This is a genomic window from Microbacterium sp. 11MF, from assembly GCF_000383475.1.
Classification (GTDB): Bacteria; Actinomycetota; Actinomycetes; order Actinomycetales; family Microbacteriaceae; genus Microbacterium; species Microbacterium aquilitoris.
Genome location: NZ_KB911459.1, coordinates 242,871 through 262,949, shown reverse-complemented (window position 1 = coordinate 262,949; position 20,079 = coordinate 242,871). Strand labels below are relative to the sequence as shown.

The 20,079-nt window shown below is 70.1% G+C and carries 19 protein-coding genes; 8 read left to right on the top strand and 11 right to left on the bottom strand.

Translation table 11 applies throughout. From position 1 onward, the window contains the following. The first annotated feature begins 20 nt into the window (after positions 1-20). On the top strand, positions 21-1,094 hold the full coding sequence (locus H286_RS0101180; RefSeq protein WP_020096779.1) for an NADH:flavin oxidoreductase/NADH oxidase: 1,074 nt from the start codon (positions 21-23) through the stop codon (positions 1,092-1,094). A 6-nt stretch (positions 1,095-1,100) separates the two neighbouring features. On the opposite strand, the gene H286_RS0101175 is transcribed toward H286_RS0101180, so the two are convergent. From H286_RS0101175 to H286_RS0101165, 3 genes are all read right to left on the bottom strand, one after another. Further along, positions 1,101-2,153 carry a hemolysin family protein gene (locus H286_RS0101175; RefSeq protein WP_020096778.1) on the bottom strand — a complete coding sequence of 351 codons (1,053 nt, stop codon included), beginning with the start codon at positions 2,151-2,153 and terminating at the stop codon, positions 1,101-1,103. Further along, positions 2,150-3,478 (bottom strand): hemolysin family protein, encoded by a 1,329-nt coding sequence (locus H286_RS0101170; RefSeq protein ID WP_020096777.1) that lies wholly within the window; start codon positions 3,476-3,478, stop codon positions 2,150-2,152. Before H286_RS0101170 ends, H286_RS0101175 begins: the two co-directional genes overlap by 4 nt. Before the next feature lie 116 nt (positions 3,479-3,594). After that, complete coding sequence (locus H286_RS0101165) at positions 3,595-5,049, bottom strand: GuaB1 family IMP dehydrogenase-related protein (protein WP_020096776.1); 1,455 nt, start codon at positions 5,047-5,049, stop codon at positions 3,595-3,597. Positions 5,050-5,198: 149 nt separating this feature from the next. On the opposite strand from H286_RS0101165, the gene H286_RS0101160 reads away from it, so the two are divergent. After that, positions 5,199-8,903, top strand: a complete 3,705-nt coding sequence (locus tag H286_RS0101160; RefSeq protein WP_026303033.1) for a multifunctional oxoglutarate decarboxylase/oxoglutarate dehydrogenase thiamine pyrophosphate-binding subunit/dihydrolipoyllysine-residue succinyltransferase subunit — start codon at positions 5,199-5,201, stop codon at positions 8,901-8,903. Positions 8,904-8,963: 60 nt separating this feature from the next. Here H286_RS0101160 and H286_RS0101155 read toward each other — a convergent pair whose 3' ends face one another. Further along, on the bottom strand, positions 8,964-9,209 hold the full coding sequence (locus H286_RS0101155) for a zf-HC2 domain-containing protein (protein WP_018188697.1): 246 nt from the start codon (positions 9,207-9,209) through the stop codon (positions 8,964-8,966). Beyond that, positions 9,206-9,859 (bottom strand): sigma-70 family RNA polymerase sigma factor, encoded by a 654-nt coding sequence (locus H286_RS0101150; protein WP_028497349.1) that lies wholly within the window; start codon positions 9,857-9,859, stop codon positions 9,206-9,208. Before H286_RS0101150 ends, H286_RS0101155 begins: the two co-directional genes overlap by 4 nt. Before the next feature lie 283 nt (positions 9,860-10,142). On the opposite strand from H286_RS0101150, the gene aroA reads away from it, so the two are divergent. The 3 genes from aroA to bcp are packed head-to-tail and all read left to right on the top strand — an operon-like array spanning position 10,143 to position 12,989. Beyond that, on the top strand, positions 10,143-11,465 hold the full coding sequence (gene aroA, locus H286_RS0101145) for a 3-phosphoshikimate 1-carboxyvinyltransferase (protein WP_020096774.1): 1,323 nt from the start codon (positions 10,143-10,145) through the stop codon (positions 11,463-11,465). After that, the gene (gene rsgA / locus H286_RS0101140) at positions 11,462-12,502 is read left to right on the top strand and encodes a ribosome small subunit-dependent GTPase A (protein ID WP_020665408.1); all 1,041 of its coding nucleotides are present in this window, start codon (positions 11,462-11,464) and stop codon (positions 12,500-12,502) included. The genes aroA and rsgA overlap by 4 nt, the downstream gene beginning before the upstream one ends. A 22-nt stretch (positions 12,503-12,524) precedes the next feature. Continuing rightward, positions 12,525-12,989, top strand: coding sequence for a thioredoxin-dependent thiol peroxidase (gene bcp, locus H286_RS0101135; RefSeq protein ID WP_020096773.1), 465 nt, complete (start codon positions 12,525-12,527; stop codon positions 12,987-12,989). On the opposite strand, the gene H286_RS0101130 is transcribed toward bcp, so the two are convergent. Further along, positions 12,990-13,391 carry a hypothetical protein gene (locus H286_RS0101130; protein WP_020096772.1) on the bottom strand — a complete coding sequence of 134 codons (402 nt, stop codon included), beginning with the start codon at positions 13,389-13,391 and terminating at the stop codon, positions 12,990-12,992. Positions 13,392-13,599: 208 nt separating this feature from the next. Between H286_RS0101130 and H286_RS0101125 the strand changes: the two genes are divergently transcribed. Then, positions 13,600-13,848: a WhiB family transcriptional regulator gene (locus H286_RS0101125; RefSeq protein WP_018188706.1), complete on the top strand. Its 249-nt coding sequence runs from the start codon at positions 13,600-13,602 to the stop codon at positions 13,846-13,848. Positions 13,849-13,866: 18 nt separating this feature from the next. On the opposite strand, the gene H286_RS0101120 is transcribed toward H286_RS0101125, so the two are convergent. From H286_RS0101120 to H286_RS0101110, 3 genes are read right to left on the bottom strand one after another with little or no spacing between them, the layout of a single operon-like run. Then, a complete protein-coding gene (locus H286_RS0101120) occupies positions 13,867-15,360 on the bottom strand; it encodes a sensor histidine kinase (protein ID WP_020096771.1) in 1,494 nt (497 codons plus the stop codon). A 44-nt stretch (positions 15,361-15,404) separates the two neighbouring features. Beyond that, positions 15,405-16,643: an AAA family ATPase gene (locus H286_RS0101115; protein WP_020096770.1), complete on the bottom strand. Its 1,239-nt coding sequence runs from the start codon at positions 16,641-16,643 to the stop codon at positions 15,405-15,407. Then, a complete protein-coding gene (locus tag H286_RS0101110; protein WP_018188709.1) occupies positions 16,640-17,269 on the bottom strand; it encodes an SAF domain-containing protein in 630 nt (209 codons plus the stop codon). Before H286_RS0101110 ends, H286_RS0101115 begins: the two co-directional genes overlap by 4 nt. 121 nt (positions 17,270-17,390) lie before the next feature. Between H286_RS0101110 and H286_RS0101105 the strand changes: the two genes are divergently transcribed. Beyond that, the gene (locus H286_RS0101105) at positions 17,391-17,639 is read left to right on the top strand and encodes a helix-turn-helix domain-containing protein (RefSeq protein WP_020096769.1); all 249 of its coding nucleotides are present in this window, start codon (positions 17,391-17,393) and stop codon (positions 17,637-17,639) included. Positions 17,640-17,650: 11 nt separating this feature from the next. On the opposite strand, the gene H286_RS0101100 is transcribed toward H286_RS0101105, so the two are convergent. Beyond that, complete coding sequence (locus H286_RS0101100) at positions 17,651-18,244, bottom strand: hypothetical protein (RefSeq protein WP_020096768.1); 594 nt, start codon at positions 18,242-18,244, stop codon at positions 17,651-17,653. 141 nt (positions 18,245-18,385) lie between these two features. Between H286_RS0101100 and H286_RS0101095 the strand changes: the two genes are divergently transcribed. Further along, entirely contained in the window at positions 18,386-18,823 is a 438-nt protein-coding gene (locus tag H286_RS0101095) for an Rv3235 family protein (protein WP_018188712.1), read from the top strand. Between the two features lie 6 nt (positions 18,824-18,829). Here the strand turns inward: H286_RS0101095 and H286_RS0101090 are convergent, their stop codons facing one another. Beyond that, complete coding sequence (locus tag H286_RS0101090; protein WP_020096767.1) at positions 18,830-20,053, bottom strand: pyridoxal phosphate-dependent aminotransferase; 1,224 nt, start codon at positions 20,051-20,053, stop codon at positions 18,830-18,832. Positions 20,054-20,079 lie beyond the last annotated feature (26 nt).

Sequence of the window (20,079 nt, the reverse complement as noted above, 5' to 3'; positions counted from 1 at the left end):
CTATGCGACGGAGTCCGCTCATGACCCTCCTCTTCCGCCCGCTCGAGCTGTCCGGTACGACCGCCCGCAACCGCCTCTGGGTCTCGCCCATGTGCCAGTACTCCGCCGTCGACGGTGTGCCGAACGACTGGCACCACGTGCACCTCGCGCAGTTCGCGAATGGCGGTGCCGGGGTGGTCATCGCCGAGGCGACGGCCGTCGTGCCCGAGGGACGGATCACCCCGTCCGACACCGGGCTGTGGAACGACGCGCAGCGAGATGCCTGGGCCCCCATCGTCGCGGCGATCCACTCCCGCGGTGCCCTCGCGGGCGTGCAGCTCGCGCACGCGGGGCGGAAGGCCTCGACGCACCGTCCGTTCGACGACGCTCGCGGCAGCGTCGCCCCCGCCGACGGCGGCTGGACGACCGTCGCCCCCTCCGCCGTCGCGTTCGACGGCTACGCCGAGCCGGTCGCCCTCGACGCGAGCGGCATCGACGCCCTCGTGGTCGCGTTCGGCGACGCCGCCCGCCGCGCGGACGAGGCCGGTTTCGACCTGCTCGAGGTGCACGCGGCGCACGGCTACCTGCTGCACCAGTTCCTCTCGCCGCTGTCGAACGAGCGCACCGACGAGTACGGCGGGTCGCTGGAGAACCGCGCCCGCCTCCTCCTCCGCGTCGTCGACGCGGTCCGGGATGCCGCGCCCCGCCGCACCCTCGCGGTGCGCTTCTCGGCGACCGATTGGGCCGACGGCGGCTGGGGCGTCGACGAGACCGCGACGGTCGCCGGCTGGGTCGGCGAGCGCGGCGCGAGCGTCATCGACATCTCGACGGGCGGACTGGTCGCGCACCAGAAGATCACGACGGGACCGGGGTACCAGGTCCCGTTCGCGGCGACCGTCCGCGAACGGACCGGGCTCCTCGTGACGGCGGTCGGCGAGATCCTCGATGGCCCGCAGGCCGAGGCCGTCCTCCAGGACGGCCTCGCCGATGCGGTCATGATCGGCCGCGGCTGGCTGCGGAACCCGAACTTCGCCCTGCAGGCCGCGGACGACCTCGGCGACGCGGAGGCTGCGACGCTGTGGCCGCCGCAGTACCTCCGCGCCCGCCGGCGCTGAGCCTGGTCAGAGGCGGCGCGTCGCGTCGTGCACTTCGCCGACGAGCTCCTCGATGATGTCCTCGAGGAACAGCACCGCGGTCGTCTCCCCCGCCGTGTCGCGGACCTGAGCGAGGTGCCGACTCGAGCGACGCATGAGCGCGAGCGCGTCCTCGAGGTCGGTGGTCTCGCCGATCGGGATCATGTGGTGGATCCGCTTGGGTTTGATCGGCTGCGCGACGGTGTTCTCGGAGTCGTCCCCCTCGGCCGCGCGCAGCACGTCCTTCAGGTGGACGTAACCGAGCGGCATCCCCTCGTCGTCGACGATCACGTACCGCGAGAACCCGTGCCGGGCGACGGCCCGCTCGATCTCGTCGGGCGTGGTGTTCTCGGGCAGGGTGACGAGCTCCGAGAGCGGAACCGCGACATCCTTCGCCTTCTTGTCGGTGAACTCGACCGCCATCGCAACCGCGCCTGACGCATCGTCGAGCACGCCCTCGATGCGGGACTGGTTGACGATCGTCGCGACCTCGTCGAGCGTGAAGGTCGAGGCGGCCTCGTCCTTCGGCTCGACGCGGAACAGCCGCACGATATGGTTCGCGATCCAGTTGAGCGCCACGATGATCGGGTGGAACACCCGCGAGACGAACACGAGCGGGGGCGCGAGCAGGAGCACGGCGCGATCCGGCAGCGAGAACGCGAGGTTCTTGGGGACCATCTCGCCGAACACGACGTGCAGGTACGACACCAGCAGCAGCGCGATGACGAAGCCCGTGACGTCGACGACCGCGTACGGCAGGCCGATGGCTTCCAACGGCACCGCCAGCAGGTGGTGGATCGCCGGCTCCGAGACGTTCAGGATGAGCAGCGAGCAGATGGTGATGCCGAGCTGACACGTCGCCAGCATGAGCGTGGCGTGCTCCATCGCCCAGAGCGCGGTCTTGGCCGACCGCGACCCCTTCTCGGCCAGCGGTTCGATCTGCGATCGTCGCGCCGAGATGACGGCGAACTCCGCGCCGACGAAGAAGGCGTTCGCCACGAGGAGGACGACGAGCCACGCGATTCCGGCCCAGTCGTTCATCGCCGCTCACCCCTCTCCGTCTCAGCGCCGACCGGCACGGGAGCGGGCACGAACTTCACGCGGTCGACACGGCGACCGTCCATCCGCTGCACGGTGATGGTCCCGTCGTCGAGGGTGATCTGGTCGCCCACGGAGGGGATGCGTTCCAGTGTGGCCATGATGAAGCCGCCGACCGTGTCGTAGACGTCCCCCTCGGGGACGCGGATGCCGGTGCGGTCGAGCACCTCGTCGGGTCGGAGGTCACCGGGGAAGACGATGGACCCCTTGCCGCGGACGACGCCCGCGCGGTTGCGGTCGTGCTCGTCGAGCACCTCGCCGACGATCTCCTCGACGAGGTCCTCGAGGGTGACGACGCCGGCGGTGCCGCCGTACTCGTCGACGACGATCGCCATCTGGTAACCGCGGGAGCGCAGCTCCGACATCAGCCCGTCGAGGTGCACCGCTTCGGGGACGCGCAGCGGCTCCTCCGCGATCGCGGCGGCCGGCACGTCGGCGCGTCGCTCGCGCGGCACCGAGACGGCCTGCTTCAGATGGACGATGCCCGTGATGTCGTCCATCGACTCGCCGTAGACGGGGAACCGGCTGTGGCCGGTGCGCCGGGCGAGCTGGACGACCTCTTCGACGCTGTCGTCCGCGGCGACGGCGTGGACGCTCGGCCGCGGGGTCATGACGTCGGCCGTCGTCAGGCGCGAGAAGGTCAGCGTGCGATCGAGCAGCGACGCGGTGTCCTTCTCGAGGACGCCCGCGCTCGCCGAGCGCCGGACGAGACTCGAGAGCTCCTCTGCCGTGCGCGCGCCGGAGAGCTCCTCCTTGGGCTCGACGCCCATGGCCCGCAGCACCGCGTTCGCGCTGCCGTTGAGCAGCTGGATCGCGGGCTTGAAGACGGTCGTGAAGACGGTCTGGAACCCCATGACGAGCTTCGCCGTCTGGCGGGGAACCGCGAGCGCGAAGTTCTTGGGCACGAGCTCGCCGATGATCATCGAGAAGATCGTGGCGGTCGCCATGGCGATCACGGTCGAGATGGGGCGGGATGCCGCTTCGGGAAGACCCCAGACGCGGAACACCGGATCCAGCAGGTTCGACAGCGCCGGTTCCATCGTGTAACCGGTGAGGAGCGTGGTCAGCGTGATGCCGAGCTGCGCGCTCGAGAGGTGCGTCGACGTGATCCGGAGCGCGTTGATCGTGAGAGAGAGTCGGCTCTCACCGGCGGCGCGGCGCGCTTCGAGGTCGGCGCGATCGAGGTTGACGAGTGCGAACTCACTGGCCACGAACAGGCCGGTTCCCACGGTCAGGAGCAGCCCCACGCCCAACATGACGTAGTCCATCACACGTCACCCCCGATCATCGGGGAGCAGGGTCGGTGGGGCGAAGGTCTACTGGGAGGGTCGTCCATTGTGGGGACGATTCTACGGCACCGCGCGCCTCGCGCGCGTGCGCTCTTTCACCAGCTGACCGGCAGAGCCTTGCCTTCTTCGTACCCGGCCGCCGACTGGAAGCCGACCGTCGCCCGCTCGTGGAAATCGGGCACGGTCGCCGCGCCCGCGTAGGTGAAGGACGACCGGACCCCCGAGGTGATCATGTCGAGCAGGTCCTCGACGCTCGGCCGGAGCGGGTCGAGGTAGATCCGCGACGACGAGATGCCCTCCGCGAACAGCTCCTTGCGCGCGCGCTCGAACGGGTCGAGGCGGCCGAACCGGCCCTGGACGGCCTTCGTCGAGGCCATGCCCCACGACTCCTTGAACACGCGACCCTCGGCGTCGACCCGGAGGTCACCGGGCGCCTCGATCGTGCCGGCGAACCACGACCCGATCATGACGGATGCCGCGCCCGCCGCCAGGGCGAGGGCGACGTCGCGGGGGTAGCGGACGCCGCCGTCCGCCCACACGTGCGCGCCGACCGCGGCGGCGGCCTCGGCCGTCTCGAGCACCGCCGAGAACTGCGGACGCCCCACGGCCGTCATCATGCGGGTGGTGCACATCGCGCCGGGACCGACCCCGACCTTCAGAATGGTGGCGCCGGCCTCGACGAGGTCGCGGACACCCTCGGCGGTCACGACGTTCCCCGCGACGATCGGGAGGCCGAGGTCCTCCGCAGCGACCGCGCGGAGGGCACGGATCATGCTCTCCTGGTGCCCGTGCGCGGTGTCGACCACGAGCGCGTCGACGCCGGCGGCGGCGAGCGCGCGGGCCTTCGCCGCGACGTCGCCGTTGATCCCGACGGCGGCTGCCACGATGAGGCGCCCGTCGGCGTCCACGGCGGGACGGTAGAGCGACGAGCGCAAGGCGGTCCGCCGCGACAGGGTTCCCACGAGATGGCCGTGCTGCAGCACGGTGACGAGGTCGGCATCCGCCGCGATGAGCAGGTCGAAGGCGGCCCGGGCGGTGTCGACGTCGTCGGCGTCGATGGATGCCGCGCGCCCGCGCACCAGGTCACCGAGGCGCGCATCGGGCAGAGCCGTGCCGAGCCGCTCGGCCGGAACGATGCCGAGGATGTCGTCGACGTGGATCCGCCCCGTGGCGGACGTCACGACGACGCCGTGCCCCGAGGACGGCGGGAGAAGGGCAGCCGCGTCCGAGACGAGCGCGTCGGGCGACAGGACGAGCGGCGTGTCCCAGCTCACCGGCTGCTCCTTCACCCAGCGGATGCCGGCATCCACGTCCTGCAACGCCATGTCCTGCGGCAGGACGGCGAGACCGCCTCGCCGGGCGAGCGTCGCCGCCAGCCGCGGGCCGGTGACGGAGTTCATGTTCGACGCGACGATCGGGATCGTGGCGCTCGTGCCGTCGCCCGGCGAGAGGTCCACGTCGAGTCGACTCGTGACATCCGATCGTCGGGGGACGAGGAACACGTCGGAGTAGGTCAGGTCGCCTGCGGGTCGCTCGCCGGAGAAGTGCATACACCCACGCTAGGCGACGCGGAACCCCCGTGTCCGGGCCGTCGGCGCGGGTCGGAGGGGGGACAACCTGGGATACCCTTGACGTCTGTGCGCGAGGCCGCGCGAGGCCCGCACAATTTCGAACGTCGACGACGAAAGCAGGCGGAACCGTGTCCAGTCAGGCGACCGGCGTGGGAACTACGAGCGACGGGGAGTTCGGAGCCAACGAATGGCTCGTCGCAGAGCTGTACGAGCAGTACAGCCGCGACAAGAACTCGGTGGACAAGGAGTGGTGGCCGATCCTCGAGGCCTACACCCCCGACGCCCCGTCGACGGGCGCTCCCGCCGAGGCTGCGGCACCGACGGCATCCGCCCCCGCCGCCCCGACGCCTGCGGCATCCGCTTCCGCCGCCGAGGCCCGCCCCGCCGCCACCGGCGCGCAGCCCGTGGCACGCACCACCGCACGCCCGGCGGCACCGCAGCCGATCCCCGCCGAGGCGCCCAAGGCCGCCCCGTCCGCGGAGAAGGCGACCCTCGAGGACACGGTCACCCCGCTCCGCGGCCTGCCCAAGACCCTCGCCGCGAACATGGACGAGTCGCTCACCGTCCCGACGGCGACGAGCGTTCGCACGATCCCCGCGAAGCTGATGATCGACAACCGCATCGTCATCAACAACCACATGTCGCGCACGCGCGGCGGCAAGGTGAGCTTCACCCACATCATCGGGTGGGCGCTGATCCAGGCGCTGAAGGCCTTCCCGACGCAGAACGTCTACTACGCCGAGGTCGACGGCAAGCCGTCGGTCGTCGCCCCCGCTCACATCAACCTGGGCATCGCGATCGACCTTCCGAAGCCGGACGGCACGCGTGCCCTCATGGTGCCGAGCATCAAGCAGGCCGAGACTCTGACCTTCGGCGAATACCTGACCGCCTACGAGGACCTGGTCCAGCGCGCCCGCAAGAACAAGCTGACCGCCGCCGACTTCCAGGGCACGACGGTGTCCCTCACCAACCCCGGCGGGATCGGCACGGTGCACTCCGTGCCGCGTCTGATGAAGGGTCAGGGCTGCATCATCGGCGCCGGCGCCCTCGACTACCCGGCCGAGTTCCAGGGCGCGAGCGAGAAGACGCTGGGCGAGCTCGGCATCGGCAAGACCATCACCCTCACGAGCACCTACGACCACCGCGTCATCCAAGGTGCCGGCTCGGGTGAGTTCCTGAAGATCGTGCACCAGCTGCTGATCGGCCAGGAGGGGTTCTACGACGACATCTTCGCGGCCCTCCGCATCCCGTACTCCCCCATCCGCTGGTCGAGCGACATCAAGGTCGACATCGCCGAGCGCGTCGACAAGACGGCACGTGTCCAGGAGCTCATCAACTCCTACCGCGTCCGCGGCCACATGATGGCCGACATCGACCCCCTCGAGTACGTGCAGCGCACGCACCCCGACCTCGAGATCGAGAACCACGGGCTGACCTTCTGGGACCTCGACCGCGAGTTCGTCACGAACGGGTTCGGCGGCAAGCGCACGATGAAGCTCCGGGACATCCTCGGGATCCTGCGCGACTCGTACTGCCGCACCGTCGGTGTCGAGTACATGCACATCCAGGACCCGACGCAGCGCAAGTGGTTCCAGGACAACCTCGAGGTCAAGTACCAGAAGCCCGGCCACGACGAGCAGCTGCGCGTCCTCGGCAAGCTGAACGAGGCCGAGGCCTTCGAGACCTTCCTGCAGACCAAGTTCGTCGGCCAGAAGCGCTTCAGCCTCGAAGGCGGCGAGTCGCTCGTGCCGCTGCTGGACCAGATCCTCCAGGGCGCGGCATCCGAGGGCCTCGACGGAGCCGCCATCGCGATGGCGCACCGCGGTCGCCTCAACGTCCTCACCAACGTCGCCGGCAAGACCTACAGCCAGATCTTCCGCGAGTTCGAGGGATCGGTGGCCGTCGGCTCCAAGAGCGGCTCGGGCGACGTCAAGTACCACCTGGGCACCCAGGGCACCTTCGTCGCCGACGGCGGCGAAGAACTCCCCGTCTACCTCGCCGCGAACCCCTCGCACCTCGAGACCGTCGACGGCGTCCTCGAGGGCATCGTCCGCGCCAAGCAGGACCGCCTCCCCATCGGATCGTTCTCGTGGCTCCCGATCCTCGTCCACGGCGACGCGGCCTTCGCGGGCCAGGGTGTCGTCATGGAGACGCTGCAGATGTCGCGCCTGCGCGGCTACCGCACCGGCGGCACGGTCCACGTCGTGGTCAACAACCAGGTCGGCTTCACGACCCTCCCGCTCGACGCCCGCACGTCGATCTACGCCACCGACGTCGCCAAGACGATCCAGGCACCGATCTTTCACGTGAACGGCGACGACCCCGAGGCCGTCGTGCACGTCGCCGAGCTCGCCTTCCGCTACCGCCAGGAGTTCAACCGCGACGTCGTCATCGACCTCGTCTGCTACCGGCGCCGCGGCCACAACGAGGGCGACGACCCCTCGATGACGCAGCCCCTCATGACGAACCTCATCGAGGCGAAGCGCTCGGTCCGCAAGCTCTACACCGAGGCCCTCGTCGGACGCGGCGACATCACCGAGGAGGAGTACGACAAGGCGAAGCAGGACTTCCAGAACCGCCTCGAGATCGCCTTCGCCGAGATCCACGCGGCGCAGACCGGCACCTCGCCCGTCGTCAGCGCCGACGCCCCGGCGGAGCCCGCCGTCGGCGAGCCGGACTCCACCGCCGTCAGCCGCGACGTCATCGAGCGCATCGGCGACGCCTTCGTGAACAAGCCCGAGGGCTTCACGGTGCACACGAAGCTCCAGCAGCTGCTCGACAAGCGCCAGGACATGAGCCGCAACGGCAAGATCGACTGGGGCTTCGGCGAACTGCTCGCCTTCGGCTCGCTCCTCGTCGAGGGGTCGAACGTGCGCCTGGCCGGCCAGGACGTCCGTCGCGGCACGTTCGTGACGCGTCACGCCGTCATGCACGACCGGGCGAACGGCCAGGAATGGCTGCCACTCGCCAACCTGAGCGACAACCAGGGCCGTTTCTACGTGTACGACTCGCTGCTCAGCGAGTACGCGGCGATGGCCTTCGAGTACGGCTACTCCGTCGAACGAGCCGACACCCTCACCCTGTGGGAGGCCCAGTTCGGCGACTTCGCCAACGGGGCGCAGTCGGTGATCGACGAGTTCATCTCCTCCGCTGAGCAGAAGTGGGGCCAGCAGTCGAGTGTCGTGCTCCTGCTCCCCCACGGCTACGAAGGCCAGGGACCCGACCACTCGTCGGCCCGCATCGAGCGCTACCTGCAGATGTGTGCGCAGGACAACATGACGGTCGCCCGCCCCTCGACGCCCGCGTCGTACTTCCACCTGCTGCGTCGCCAGGCCTACGCCCGTCCGCGCCGGCCCCTCGTGGTCTTCACGCCGAAGGCCATGCTGCGCCTGCGGAACGCGACGAGCTCGGTCGACGACTTCCTCGAGGGCAAGTTCGAGCCGGTGATCGACGACCACCGCTCCCTCGACCGCGAGTCCGTCACCCGCGTGCTGCTGCACGCCGGCAAGATCCACTGGGACCTCGCTGCGGAGCTCGAGAAGAACCCGAACGAGAAGGTCGCACTGGTCCGGCTGGAGCAGTACTACCCGGCTCCAATCGAGCAGCTCAACGCGGTCCTCGACAGCTACCCGAACGCGGAGCTGTATTGGGTACAGGAGGAGCCGGAGAACCAGGGCGCCTGGCCGTTCATCGCCCTCGAGGTCGTGAAGCACCTGCACGGGCGCACGATCAAGCGGATCTCGCGGTCTTCGGCGGCATCCACCGCCACCGGATCGCCGAAGGTCCACGCGCGCCAGCACGCCGAGATCATGGAGCAGGCGCTCGGCTTCTGATCCCGAGTACGAAGAAGGCCCCGCCTCGGCGGGGCCTTCTTCGTATCGACGGTTGAGACGTCAGTGGTGGGTGGCCTGCTCCGCACGCAGACGCGCCAGCACCTGGTCACGCAGATCCTCGGGCGCGGCCTCCTTGCAGGCACGCGCGACGACGGCTGTCAGGGTCGTCGCCACGAGGGCTTCGTCCCGGCAGGCGGCGCAGTTCTCGAGGTGCTCGGTGATGTCGGCGTGACGGGTGTTGCAGACCTCGTTGCGCAGGTACTCCTCGAGATCCTTCTGGGCTTTATCGCAACCGCAGTCGGTCATTTCGCACTCCTTGTGGCGGGCACTTCGATGCCACGCTCCTTCGCATAGTCGGACAGCAGGTCGCGGAGCTGGCGTCTGCCTCGGTGCAGACGGCTCATGACCGTGCCGATGGGGGTTTTCATGATGTCCGCGATCTCCTGATACGCGAACCCTTCGACGTCCGCGAGGTACACGGCCAGTCGGAAGTCTTCGGGAAGGGACTGCAGCGCATCCTTGACGACGGATGCCGGCATGTGGTCGATCGCTTCGGCTTCGGCCGACCGCGCCGACGACGCCGTCGTCGATTCCGCGCCGCCGAGCTGCCAGTCCTCGAGGTCGTCGATGGTGCCCTGGTAGGGCTCGCGCTGCTTCTTGCGGTACGTGTTGATGTACGTGTTCGTGAGGATCCGGTACAGCCACGCCTTGAGGTTCGTGCCTTGCGTGAAGGACGCCCAGGCGGCGAAGGCCTTGACGAAGGTCTCCTGCACCAGGTCCGACGCATCGGCGGGGTTGCGGGTCATCCGCATCGCCGCTGCGTAGAGCTGATCCATGAAGGGGAGCGCCTGCTCCTCGAACTGGGTACGCGGGTCTTCGACCGCCTGATCGTTCATCGCCCGCAAGTCTACGTCCGCCCATTCGGCGAGTTCGGGCGCATCCACTGTTGCGATCATCGCGCTCCTCTCCCCTGGCGTGCACGTCACCGACATGAAGCTCCAACGAGCACGGGGCTGGGGCTATTCCCAGCTTTCCGTGGAGCTACGGCTCAGCCGACGCCGACGGGGATGATGACGTCGCTCACGACGATGTCAGGATGCCGGTGCGAGAAGTCTGGTGCATGGGAATCACGCGAGGGGGTCGATGTCGCCGTCGTGTCGCGTCGGTGTCGCAGATTCGAGACACCGTCGTGACACCGCTCTCGTCGGCGGCGACGCCCCGTTCAGTAGGCTGGACGCGATGAGCGACGCCCCTTCCTCCCCCGCCACCACCGCCGCGTCCGGGTCGTGGCCGGCTCCCACGCCGACCGAGCCGGTCCATGCGCGCGTCTCCGTCCCGGGGTCCAAGTCTCTGACGAACCGCGAGCTGGTCCTCGCGGCGATCGCCGACGGCCCGAGCCTTGTGACGGGCGCGCTCCACTCCGACGACTCCGCGCGCATGATCGAGGCGCTGCGCGCCCTCGGCGTCTCGATCGAGCCCGTCCCCGGGGACTCGCCCTTCGGTCCCGACCTCGACGTCACCCCGCCCGCCCGCTTCACGGGGGGAACGACGATCGACTGCGGTCAGGCCGGGACGGTCATGCGTTTCGTCTCCCCCATCGCCGGTCTCGCGGTCGGGGACGTGCACGTGACGGCGCACCCCACCGCGATGCACCGCCCGATGGGCGCGATGATCCACGCCCTCCGCGAGGTCGGCGCCGACATCGATGATGCCGGAAGCTGGTCGCTCCCGTTCGAGGTCCGTGGCCATGGCCACATCCGCGGCGGCGAGGTGACGATCGACGCGAGCCAGTCCAGCCAGTTCGTCTCGGGCCTGCTCCTGGCCGCGGCCCGGTTCGACGTGGGACTCCGCCTGATCCACGACGGCGAACGCCTCCCGAGCCTGCCGCACATCGAGATGACCGTCGAAGCCCTCGCCCGCCGGGGTGTCCACGTCGAGCACCCGACTCCGAACGAGTGGGTCGTCCCCGCCGGGCCCGTCCGCGGCAAGGATGTCGCGATCGAACCCGACCTCTCGAACGCCGCGCCGTTCCTCGCTGCGGCGATCCTGACGGGAGGGTCGGTGACCGTGCCCGGATGGCCCGCCCACTCGACGCAGCCCGGTGCCCTGCTGGCCGACATCCTGCCCGTCATGGGCGCCCACGTCTCGCGCCGTGCGGGCGCGCTGACCGTCACCTCCGGCGACCGCATCGCGGGCGTCGACCTCGACCTCTCGGCCGCGAGCGAGCTCACCCCGACCCTGTTCGCCCTCGCGGCGTTCGCCGATGCTCCGACGACCTTCCACGGCATCGGGCACATCCGCGGTCACGAGACCGATCGCATCGCCGCTCTCGTCGCGAACCTCCGCGAGCTCGGTGGCGAGGCGGAGGAGCGGGAGGACGGCATCCACATCGTCCCCCGCCCGCTCCACGGCGGCGTCTGGCGCGCACACCACGATCACCGCATCGCGACAGCCGGAGCCGTCATCGGACTCCGGGTGCCGGGAGTCGTGGTCGACGACATCGGGACGACGGCGAAGACCATGCCCGAATTCCCCCAGCTGTGGGCGGACATGCTCGCGTGAGCTGGCTCAACGACGACGACGATGACGACCTCGATTTCGACGAGGCCGACATCCGGATGCGCCCCAATCCGAAGGCCAACCGGCCTCGCACCAAACGCCGACCCGCTCACGCCGATGCCCGGATCGCCCGCGTCCTCGGCGTCGACCGTGGCCGCTACACGGTGCTCGTCGACGAGGACGGCCCCGACGAGCACCAGATCCTCGCCTCCCGGGCGCGGGAGCTCCGCAAGCAGCCGATCGTCAACGGCGACCGCGCCCGCGTGGTGGGCGACACGTCCGGAGACGACGGCACGCTCGCGCGCATCGTCGGCATCGAAGAGCGATCCTCGCTCCTGCGCCGCAGCGCGGACGACACCGACCACATCGAGCGGATCATCGTCGCCAATGCCGACCAGCTGCTCATCGTGGTCGCCGCCGCCGACCCCGAGCCGCGGCCGCGGCTGGTGGACCGCTATCTGATAGCCGCGTTGGATGCCGGGATGCATCCCATGCTCGTCGTCACCAAGACCGACCTCGCCGATCCGACCGCGTTCCTCGGCCATTTCGAAGGTCTCGACGATCTCGAGGTCTTCACGAGCGGTCGCGACGCGATGCCCGTGGATCTCATCGGCGAACGGCTGTCGGGCCACTCGACGGTCTTCGTCGGCCACTCCGGCGTCGGCAAGTCCACGCTCGTGAACGCCCTGGTCCCGGATGCGCTCCGCGCGATCGGACACGTGAACGAGGTCACCGGACGCGGGCGTCACACCTCGAGCTCGGCGGTCTCGCTGCGATACGCGGGTGAGAACGGCCGCGGATGGGTCATCGACACCCCGGGGGTCCGCTCGTTCGGCCTCGGACACGTCGACCCCGCCAACATCCTCCGCGCCTACACCGATTTGGCCGCCATCGCCGAGGAGTGCCCGCGCGGGTGCACGCACCTGCCCGACGCTCCCGATTGCGCGATCGCCGAGGCGGTGGCGGAGGGACGCCTGGGCGAGCGCGGACCGGCGCGGCTGGATTCCCTGCAACGGCTGCTGGCGACGTTCGCGACCTGATCGCCGCGCCTAAAATGGACGGATGCCGCGACTGACCACCGGATCCCCCGCCCCCGACTTCTCCCTCGTCGACCAGGACGGCCGCACCGTCGCCCTCGCCGACTTCCGCGGGACGCGTCTCATCGCCTTCTTCTACCCCGCCGCGATGACGCCGGGCTGCACGACCGAGGCCTGCGATTTCCGCGACAGCGTCGCGCCGCTGCAGGCCGCGGGCTACACGGTGGTCGGGATCTCCCGCGACGAGCCCGCCAAACTCCAGGCCTTCCGCGAGCGCGACGCGCTCCCCTACGACCTGTTGAGCGACCCCGACCATGCCGTGCACGAGGCGTACGGGGCCTGGGGCGAGAAGATGAACTACGGCAAGGTCGTCGAGGGCGTCATCCGCTCGACCTTCGTCATCGACGAGGACGGCTCCGTCGCGCACGCGCTGTACCACGTCAAGGCGACCGGGCACGTCGCCCGCGTCCGCAGTCTGCTCAGCGTGTGATCAGACCTCGTCGACGGGGGTGTCGCGGGCCCTCCGGCCCGCCGCTCGTGCGGCGGCGATGAGGACGACGAGTCCGACGATGGCGGGGACGGCGATCGTCGCGGCGAGACGCGTGTCGGCTCCCTCACCCGTGAGGGTGCCGAGGGCGATCGACAACACGAGGAGTTGAGCCACGACGCCGCCGGATCGCCCCCACGACCTATCGCGCCAGACAGCGACGGCGAACGCCCCGAGGGCGGCCGCGCCGACGGCGGTGAGCACCAGGAGGGCGATCGAACTGCCCACGCTCCCGCTGTCGCCTCGAAGGAGAGCCACGAGCTCCCAGACCACGAGGATCAGGATGCCGAGTGCCTCGAGCGCGAGCCAGCCGGCCGCGATCCTCTCGATGCGAGTGGTCCGCACGATGACTGCTCCTCCTGGCCGCCGGGGCACGGCGAGGCGCCGAAATACTCCGTTAACCCTTGATTCACATGCCCGAGCATGGGAATATTGACGGGCAAGTGTGCTCCCACAGCGGCGTGGGGCGAGCATCTGCTCGCACACCACCCAGGTTAGTCGACGTCGCCCGGCGTCGCATCCCGACTTCCGATCCCCTATTAGGAGCACCGCTATGGATTGGCGCGACAAAGCTGCCTGCCTGACCGTCGACCCCGAACTGTTTTTCCCCGTGGGGAACACCGGGCCCGCCGTCGACCAGATCGAGAAGGCGAAGTCCGTCTGCGCCCGGTGCACCGTCACCGAACTCTGCCTGCAGTACGCCCTCGAGACCGGCCAGGACTCGGGCGTCTGGGGCGGCCTCTCCGAAGACGAGCGTCGCGCCCTCAAGCGCCGCGCCGCCCGCGCCCGCCGCGCGTCCTGACGTCGCCGCGCGCGGGCGTCAGGCCCGCGCGCGCTCGATGTATCGCATCGGGATCTCGATCGTCACTTCGGTGCCACTGCCCATCAGGGTGTGCCAGTCGATCGTTCCGCTGAGCTCTCCCTGGATGAGCGTGCGCACGATCTGCGTACCGAGACCGCGGCCGACCTGACCCTCGGGAAGGCCGACCCCGGTGTCGCGCACGCGCACCAGGAGCTGGTCCTCATCGCGCTCGGCGATGATCTCGACTTCGCCCTCCTTGTCGGCGAGGCCGTGCTCCACCGCGTTCGTGACGAGCTCGGTCAGTGCGAGCGCGAGCGGCGTCGCGTACTCGCTGGGAAGAGTCCCGAACGTGCCGGTCTTGACGGTGCGCGCCCTCGTGTTGGGGGCGGCCGCCACCTCGGCGACGAGCTTCAGGACGCGCTCGAAGACATCGTCGAAATCGACGCTCTGCATCAGTCCTTCCGACAGGGTGTCGTGGACCACCGCGATCGCGCTCACGCGCCGCATGGCCTGCGTGAGGGCGTCGCGCCCCTCGTCGGAGTGCGTGCGACGCGCCTGGATGCGCAGGAGCGAGGCGACCGTCTGCAGGTTGTTCTTCACCCGGTGGTGGATCTCGCGGATCGTCGCGTCCTTCGTGATGAGCTCCTGCTCCTGGTGCCGGATCTCGCTGACGTCGCGGCAGAGGACGATGGCGCCGATGCGGTTGCCGTTCTCGCGCAGCGGGATGGTGCGGAGGGACACCGTCACGCCCCGCGCCTCGACGTCGGCACGCCAGGGCGCCCGACCGGCCATCACGATCGGGAGCGACTCGTCGAACTGACGGGATGCCGGCATGATCGTCGTCGCCACCTGCATGAGCGACTCGCCCTCGAGCTCGTCGTCGAAGCCCAGACGGTTGAACGCGGACAGCGCGTTCGGGCTCGCGAAGGTCGTGATGCCGTCGACATCGAGGCGGATGAGGCCGTCCGATGCGCGGGGAGCGCCTCGGCGCGGCGAGGTCGGCGCGGTGAGGTCGGGGAAGTCCGCCGACGCGATCATGCCGAACAGGTCGTCGGCGCAGTCGTTGAACGTGATCTGCTGGCGCGAGGGGGTGCGCGCCTCGCCGAGGTTGGTGTGACGTGTCACCACGCCGATCACCCGCGTCTCGCGACCCTCCCCCGCGCGCTCGCGCACGATCGGCACGGCCCGCACCCGCGTGGGGGTCTCCTCGAACCAGTCCGGGGATGCCGAATCGACCATCCGGACCTGCGTGAACGCGTCCTTGACCTGCGTCCGCCACTGCGGGCGCACGGCGTCGCCGACGATGTCCCGGTAGAAGAGGGTGGCGGCGCCGCTCGGCCGCGTGTGCGCCACCGCGATGAACGAGTCATCGGGTGTCGGCACCCACACGACGATGTCCGCGAACGCCAGGTCGGCGAGCAACTGACCATCCCCTGCGAGGCGGTGGAGCCATTCGACGTCCTCCGCGGTGGAACGGCCTTGGGCGTAGACGAGGTCGCTGAGGGTGGACACGCCTCCACCCTAATCCTCCGCCCGACCTCTCCCCGGTGGCCGGGTCAGGCGGTCCGCGCCAGACGACGCAGCGAGTGACGCGTCGTCGCGGGTTCGTCGGCGGTCCGGGGTGCGAGGGACTCGGCGACGAGTCGACGCACGGCTGCCGGCACCGCCGAGCGCGGTGCGACGTGGGCGATGGGCCGCGCGGCGAGCATGGCGGCATCCGTTCCCCGGGCATCCCAGGGCACGAAGGACACCTCCGTCACGCCGGTGTAGCGCTCGAGCGTGCGCCGCACCTGCCCGCGTGCGTCGACGCCGAGAGCCGCGGCGCGGATCTTGTTCACCACGACGCGGACGGGGGTGGTGCCCGACGCCGCACGCAGGTCCGGCCAGGCGCGGACGAACCGCGACACCCCGACGGGGTCGGCGGCGACGACGGCGACGACGACATCGGCGGCCTCCAGCGCGGCGTGCGTCGCGGCGTTCCGGCGAGGAGCGTCGAACAGGTCGCTCACGATCTCCTCGTCCCGCTCCAGCGGCGCGGCGATGTCCACCACGGTCTCGTCCGCCCACCCTCGACACGCCTCGAGCGCGGAAAGGACGCGGGGGTGTGAGAGCTCCGGCCATCGGCCGGGCCGGTTGAGTCCCGTGAGGACGTCCACGTCCCCAAGAGTGGAAGAGATGCGGCTGAGTTCCGCCACCGTCAGTCCTCCGCGTTCGGCTTGACGGCACGCCGCCGCGAAACCCGGGCCCTCGTCGGCCAGCCCTGTGGCCAACGCCACCGAGGGGGCGTGCGAGTCCGCGTCGATCAGAGCCACCTTGCGCGTCGGGCCCGACAGCGCGCACGCCAGCTCGACGGCGATCGTGGTCCGCCCCGGTGCTCCGTGCGCACCCCACACCGTGACGACGCGGCCGCGGACGGGCTCGACCGGTACCGATGACGACGGCGCGGCAAGGAGCTCGGCCGCCGGCGCATCGGGCTCGTGCGGCACGAGCCCCAGGGAGGCGGCGAGGCGGCGGTCCGACGTCCGGGCCGACAGCGGCACGATCCGGACGGACATCCGATCGCACGCAGCGACGAGCTCGGTGGTCAGCGCTGACGGCCGGCCGTCGACGATGAGGATGTCGGCGCGCGCCAGCTCCGCGAGGAGCTCCGCCGCCTCCGGCGCGGACATGGCGTCGAACGCCGCATTCGCGGGCGCCGAGGCGGGGACGACCGCCCGCACATCGGCATCCTCCTCCCGCAGTCGACAGGCGAGGTCCTCGCCGCGGCGTCCGTCGACGGCGACGACGACTCTCACTGCGCCTCCCCCGCGACCGGCACGACCGACATGTTCGCGCCGTCGGCGAGCGCCGCGAGGCTCTCGGCGACGTCGGCGCGCGGGATGACGATCTCGAGAGACACGTCCGTGCCCGACACGACGGCATCGTCGCGCGTGACACTGACGACGGTCGCCGAAGGGACGAGGATGCGAGGCTCCCCGAAGGTGCCGCCGTCCTCGGCCGGGGCCGCCCACACCTCGACGACCGATCCCGCCACCACCGAGGCGGAGACATCGCCCGAGGTCCGGATGACGATGGTGGTCGTCGTGGCGGCGTCCGCGTCGTCCACGGCCGCCTGCGGGACGAGCTCCCCCTCGAGGATCGTCCGCGTGGCGATGACACCCGGCGGCAGGGATGCCGGTGACACATAGGTCTCGCCGGCGGATCCCAATGCGACGTCGACCACCCGGAGGTCGTCGGCCGTCACGGTCTGTCCCGGGACGATCGTCCGGGCAGCGGCGAAGACGGGGCCGGTCTGCCGGGCCGACGCGACGACGAGCCAGACGCCTGCGACGGAGGCGATGATCAGCGCGATCCCGAGCAGGAATCGCGCGTCGGCCCAGAATGCGCGCGGCGCGGGCCGGACGGTGTCGGGAGTGGTCATGACGTCATGGTGACCGAGCCGACACCGCCGCTGCCGGGATTATCCACAAGCCGGACAGGCTCCGGATGGGTTCCGCCATCGGGCCCATAATGGCCTCATGCCCGAAGGAATGCCCGCGCGTATGCTGACGCCCTCCCAGGTGGCGGAGATGCTGCAGCTGGAGGTCGACGAGGTCATCGCCCTCGTGCTCGACGGCCGCCTGCGGGGCGCCCGGCTCGGCTCGCCCGCCTCCTGGCGCATCGAGGCTGCGAGCGTCGAGGACTACCTCGACGACCAGGCGGAGGATGCCCGTCTGCACGCGCTGTGGCGGGAATCGAACGCGGCGAGCTTCCCCGAACTGTGGGGGCGCGGACGCCGCGGCGGCGAGTAGATCCGCACCCGTCAGGCGAGCGCCACGGGCGATTCGAGTCGGATGCCCGCGATCGCCGCGAACGGCACGATCCGGTGGCCGCTCACGAGATCGGCACGCCGCGGTGCGCCGCGATCGTGGAGCGCGAGGTCGAGGTGGTCGGATGCCGCCCGGTCCACCGTGCCGCCGTACTCGCGACCGTCCACGGAGTGGATCGTGACCGGGACGCGACGCCGGGCGAGGTCGCGCAGGATGAAGCCCAGCGTCATCCGCTCCCGCAGACGACCGGGCGTTCCCCCACGCGCGCTGCGGAGGAGGTCGGCGTGCGAGGGGCCGAACGCGATGACGGCCGCCAGCGGGACGAGGAGGGCGCCCCGGGGAGCGCCGTCGTCGAGGGCGACCCAGTCCGGTCCGGTGGCCATTGGTCTACCGGTGACGGCGGACCCGCCGAGGAGGTCGACGACGATGTCGCCGTCCGTCGAACCGGTCAGAGCGGTCAACCGCTCGAAGAGCGAGAGGCGGGCCAGACGCAGTCTCTCGGCCTCGGTGTCGAGGGCAGCACGCTCGGCCTCCCATTCGGAGTCCAATTGGTCCTCGAGGTCTTCGAAGAAGCGATCCCAGCGCACCCGGCCGACGGTAGACCACCTCGCACACCCGGGCGCACTTTGTCCACAGGTTGGAGTATTCTCATCCACCCGCCGACGAGGGTGTGCTGTACTCATGCCGTTCACCGCTCCGCAGACACCTGTCGCCCGAGAGGAATCGACATGGCCCTCGCCGTCTCTGAAGACCACCGCATCCCGCGGTCGGGAAGCTCCCTCGAGGTAGCCGAGTACTTCGCGCCGCAACGCACGTCGTCGGACGACCTCCCCGATCCCCTCCCGCTCGTGAAGAACCTCACGATCGGGGTCCTGGAAGTCCTCGCCGGCGTCCGCGACGTCGACCAACTCGCCCGGTGGCTGGGTGAGGACGCCTATCGGGCGCTCGTGACGCGAGCGAATCTGTCGGCCCGGGCACGAAGCGCACGCGGGATCGCCGCCGTCCGCCCCGCCCACCGCATCCTCACCGAACGCACCTGCGTCCCCGCAGACGGCGTCATCGAGGCGGTGGTCGTGGTGAGCGGGCCGGTCCGCACCCGCGCAGTGGCGATGCGACTCGAGGGCTGGGACGGGCGCTGGCGCGCGACGTCGCTCGCGCTCCTGTGAGACGCGTTACTGGCGGTATGAGGCGAGGAAGTTGCCGAGTCGCTCGATCGCTTCGGTGAGCACCCGTGCTTCGGGCAACGTGACGATGCGGAAGTGGTCGGGCGTCGGCCAGTTGAAGCCGGTTCCCTGCACCAGCAGGACGTGCTCGGCGACGAGGAAGTCGTAGACGAACTTGGCGTCGTCGTGGATCTCGTGGACTTCGGGGTCGAGACGGGGGAAGGCGTACAGGGCGCCGTGTGGCTTGACGCAGGTGATGCCGGGGATCGCGGTAAGGCCCTCCCAGGCGGCATCCCGCTGCTCATGGAGCCGACCGGTGGGGGCGATGAGGGCGTCGATCGACTGCACGCCCGACAGCGCCGCCTGCACGGCGAACTGCGCGGGGACGTTGGGGCAGAGGCGGGTGGAGGCGAGGAGCTGGATGCCCTCGAGGAAGCCGGAGGCGTGCTTCTTGGGCCCGGTGATGACCATCCACCCCGAGCGGTAGCCCGCGACGCGGTAGGTCTTCGACAGGCCGTTGTAGGTGAGGCACAGCAGGTCGGGGGCGAGGGTGGCGAGCGGGATGTGGGTCGCATCATCGAACAGGATGCGATCGTAGATCTCGTCCGAGAGCAGCAGGAGCTCGTGTTCACGGGCGATCTCGACGATCCCCTGCAGGATCTCTCGCGTGTAGACGGCGCCGGTCGGGTTGTTCGGGTTGATGACGACGATCGCCTTGGTGCGCGGGGTGACCTTCGCCCGGATGTCGTCGAGGTCGGGCTGCCAGCCATTGTCGCTGTCGGCGAGGTAGTGCACGGGAGTGCCGCCGGCCAGGCTCGTCATCGCCGTCCAGAGCGGGTAGTCCGGAGCGGGGATGAGGACCTCGTCGCCCTCGTCGAGGAGGGCCTGCATCGTCATCGTGATGAGTTCGGAGACCCCGTTGCCGAGGTAGACGTCGTCTGGATCGAACTTGGGGAAGCCCGGCTCCTCCTCGTACCGCGAGACGATGGCGCGGCGCGCCGACATGATGCCGCGGGAATCCGAGTAGCCGTGCGCCCGCGGCACCGCCTCGATCATGTCGCGCACGATCTGGAACGGTGCCTCGAAGCCGAAGACGGCCGGATTCCCGGTGTTCAGCTTGAGGATCGTGTGACCCTCGTCCTCCAGCCGGTCGGCCTCGACCAGGGCGGCCCCGCGGATCTCGTACAGGACGTCCTTGAGCTTGGATGACTGGTCGAGGGTGCGCGGGGTCATCGGTTCAGGATAGCGAAGGCCGACGG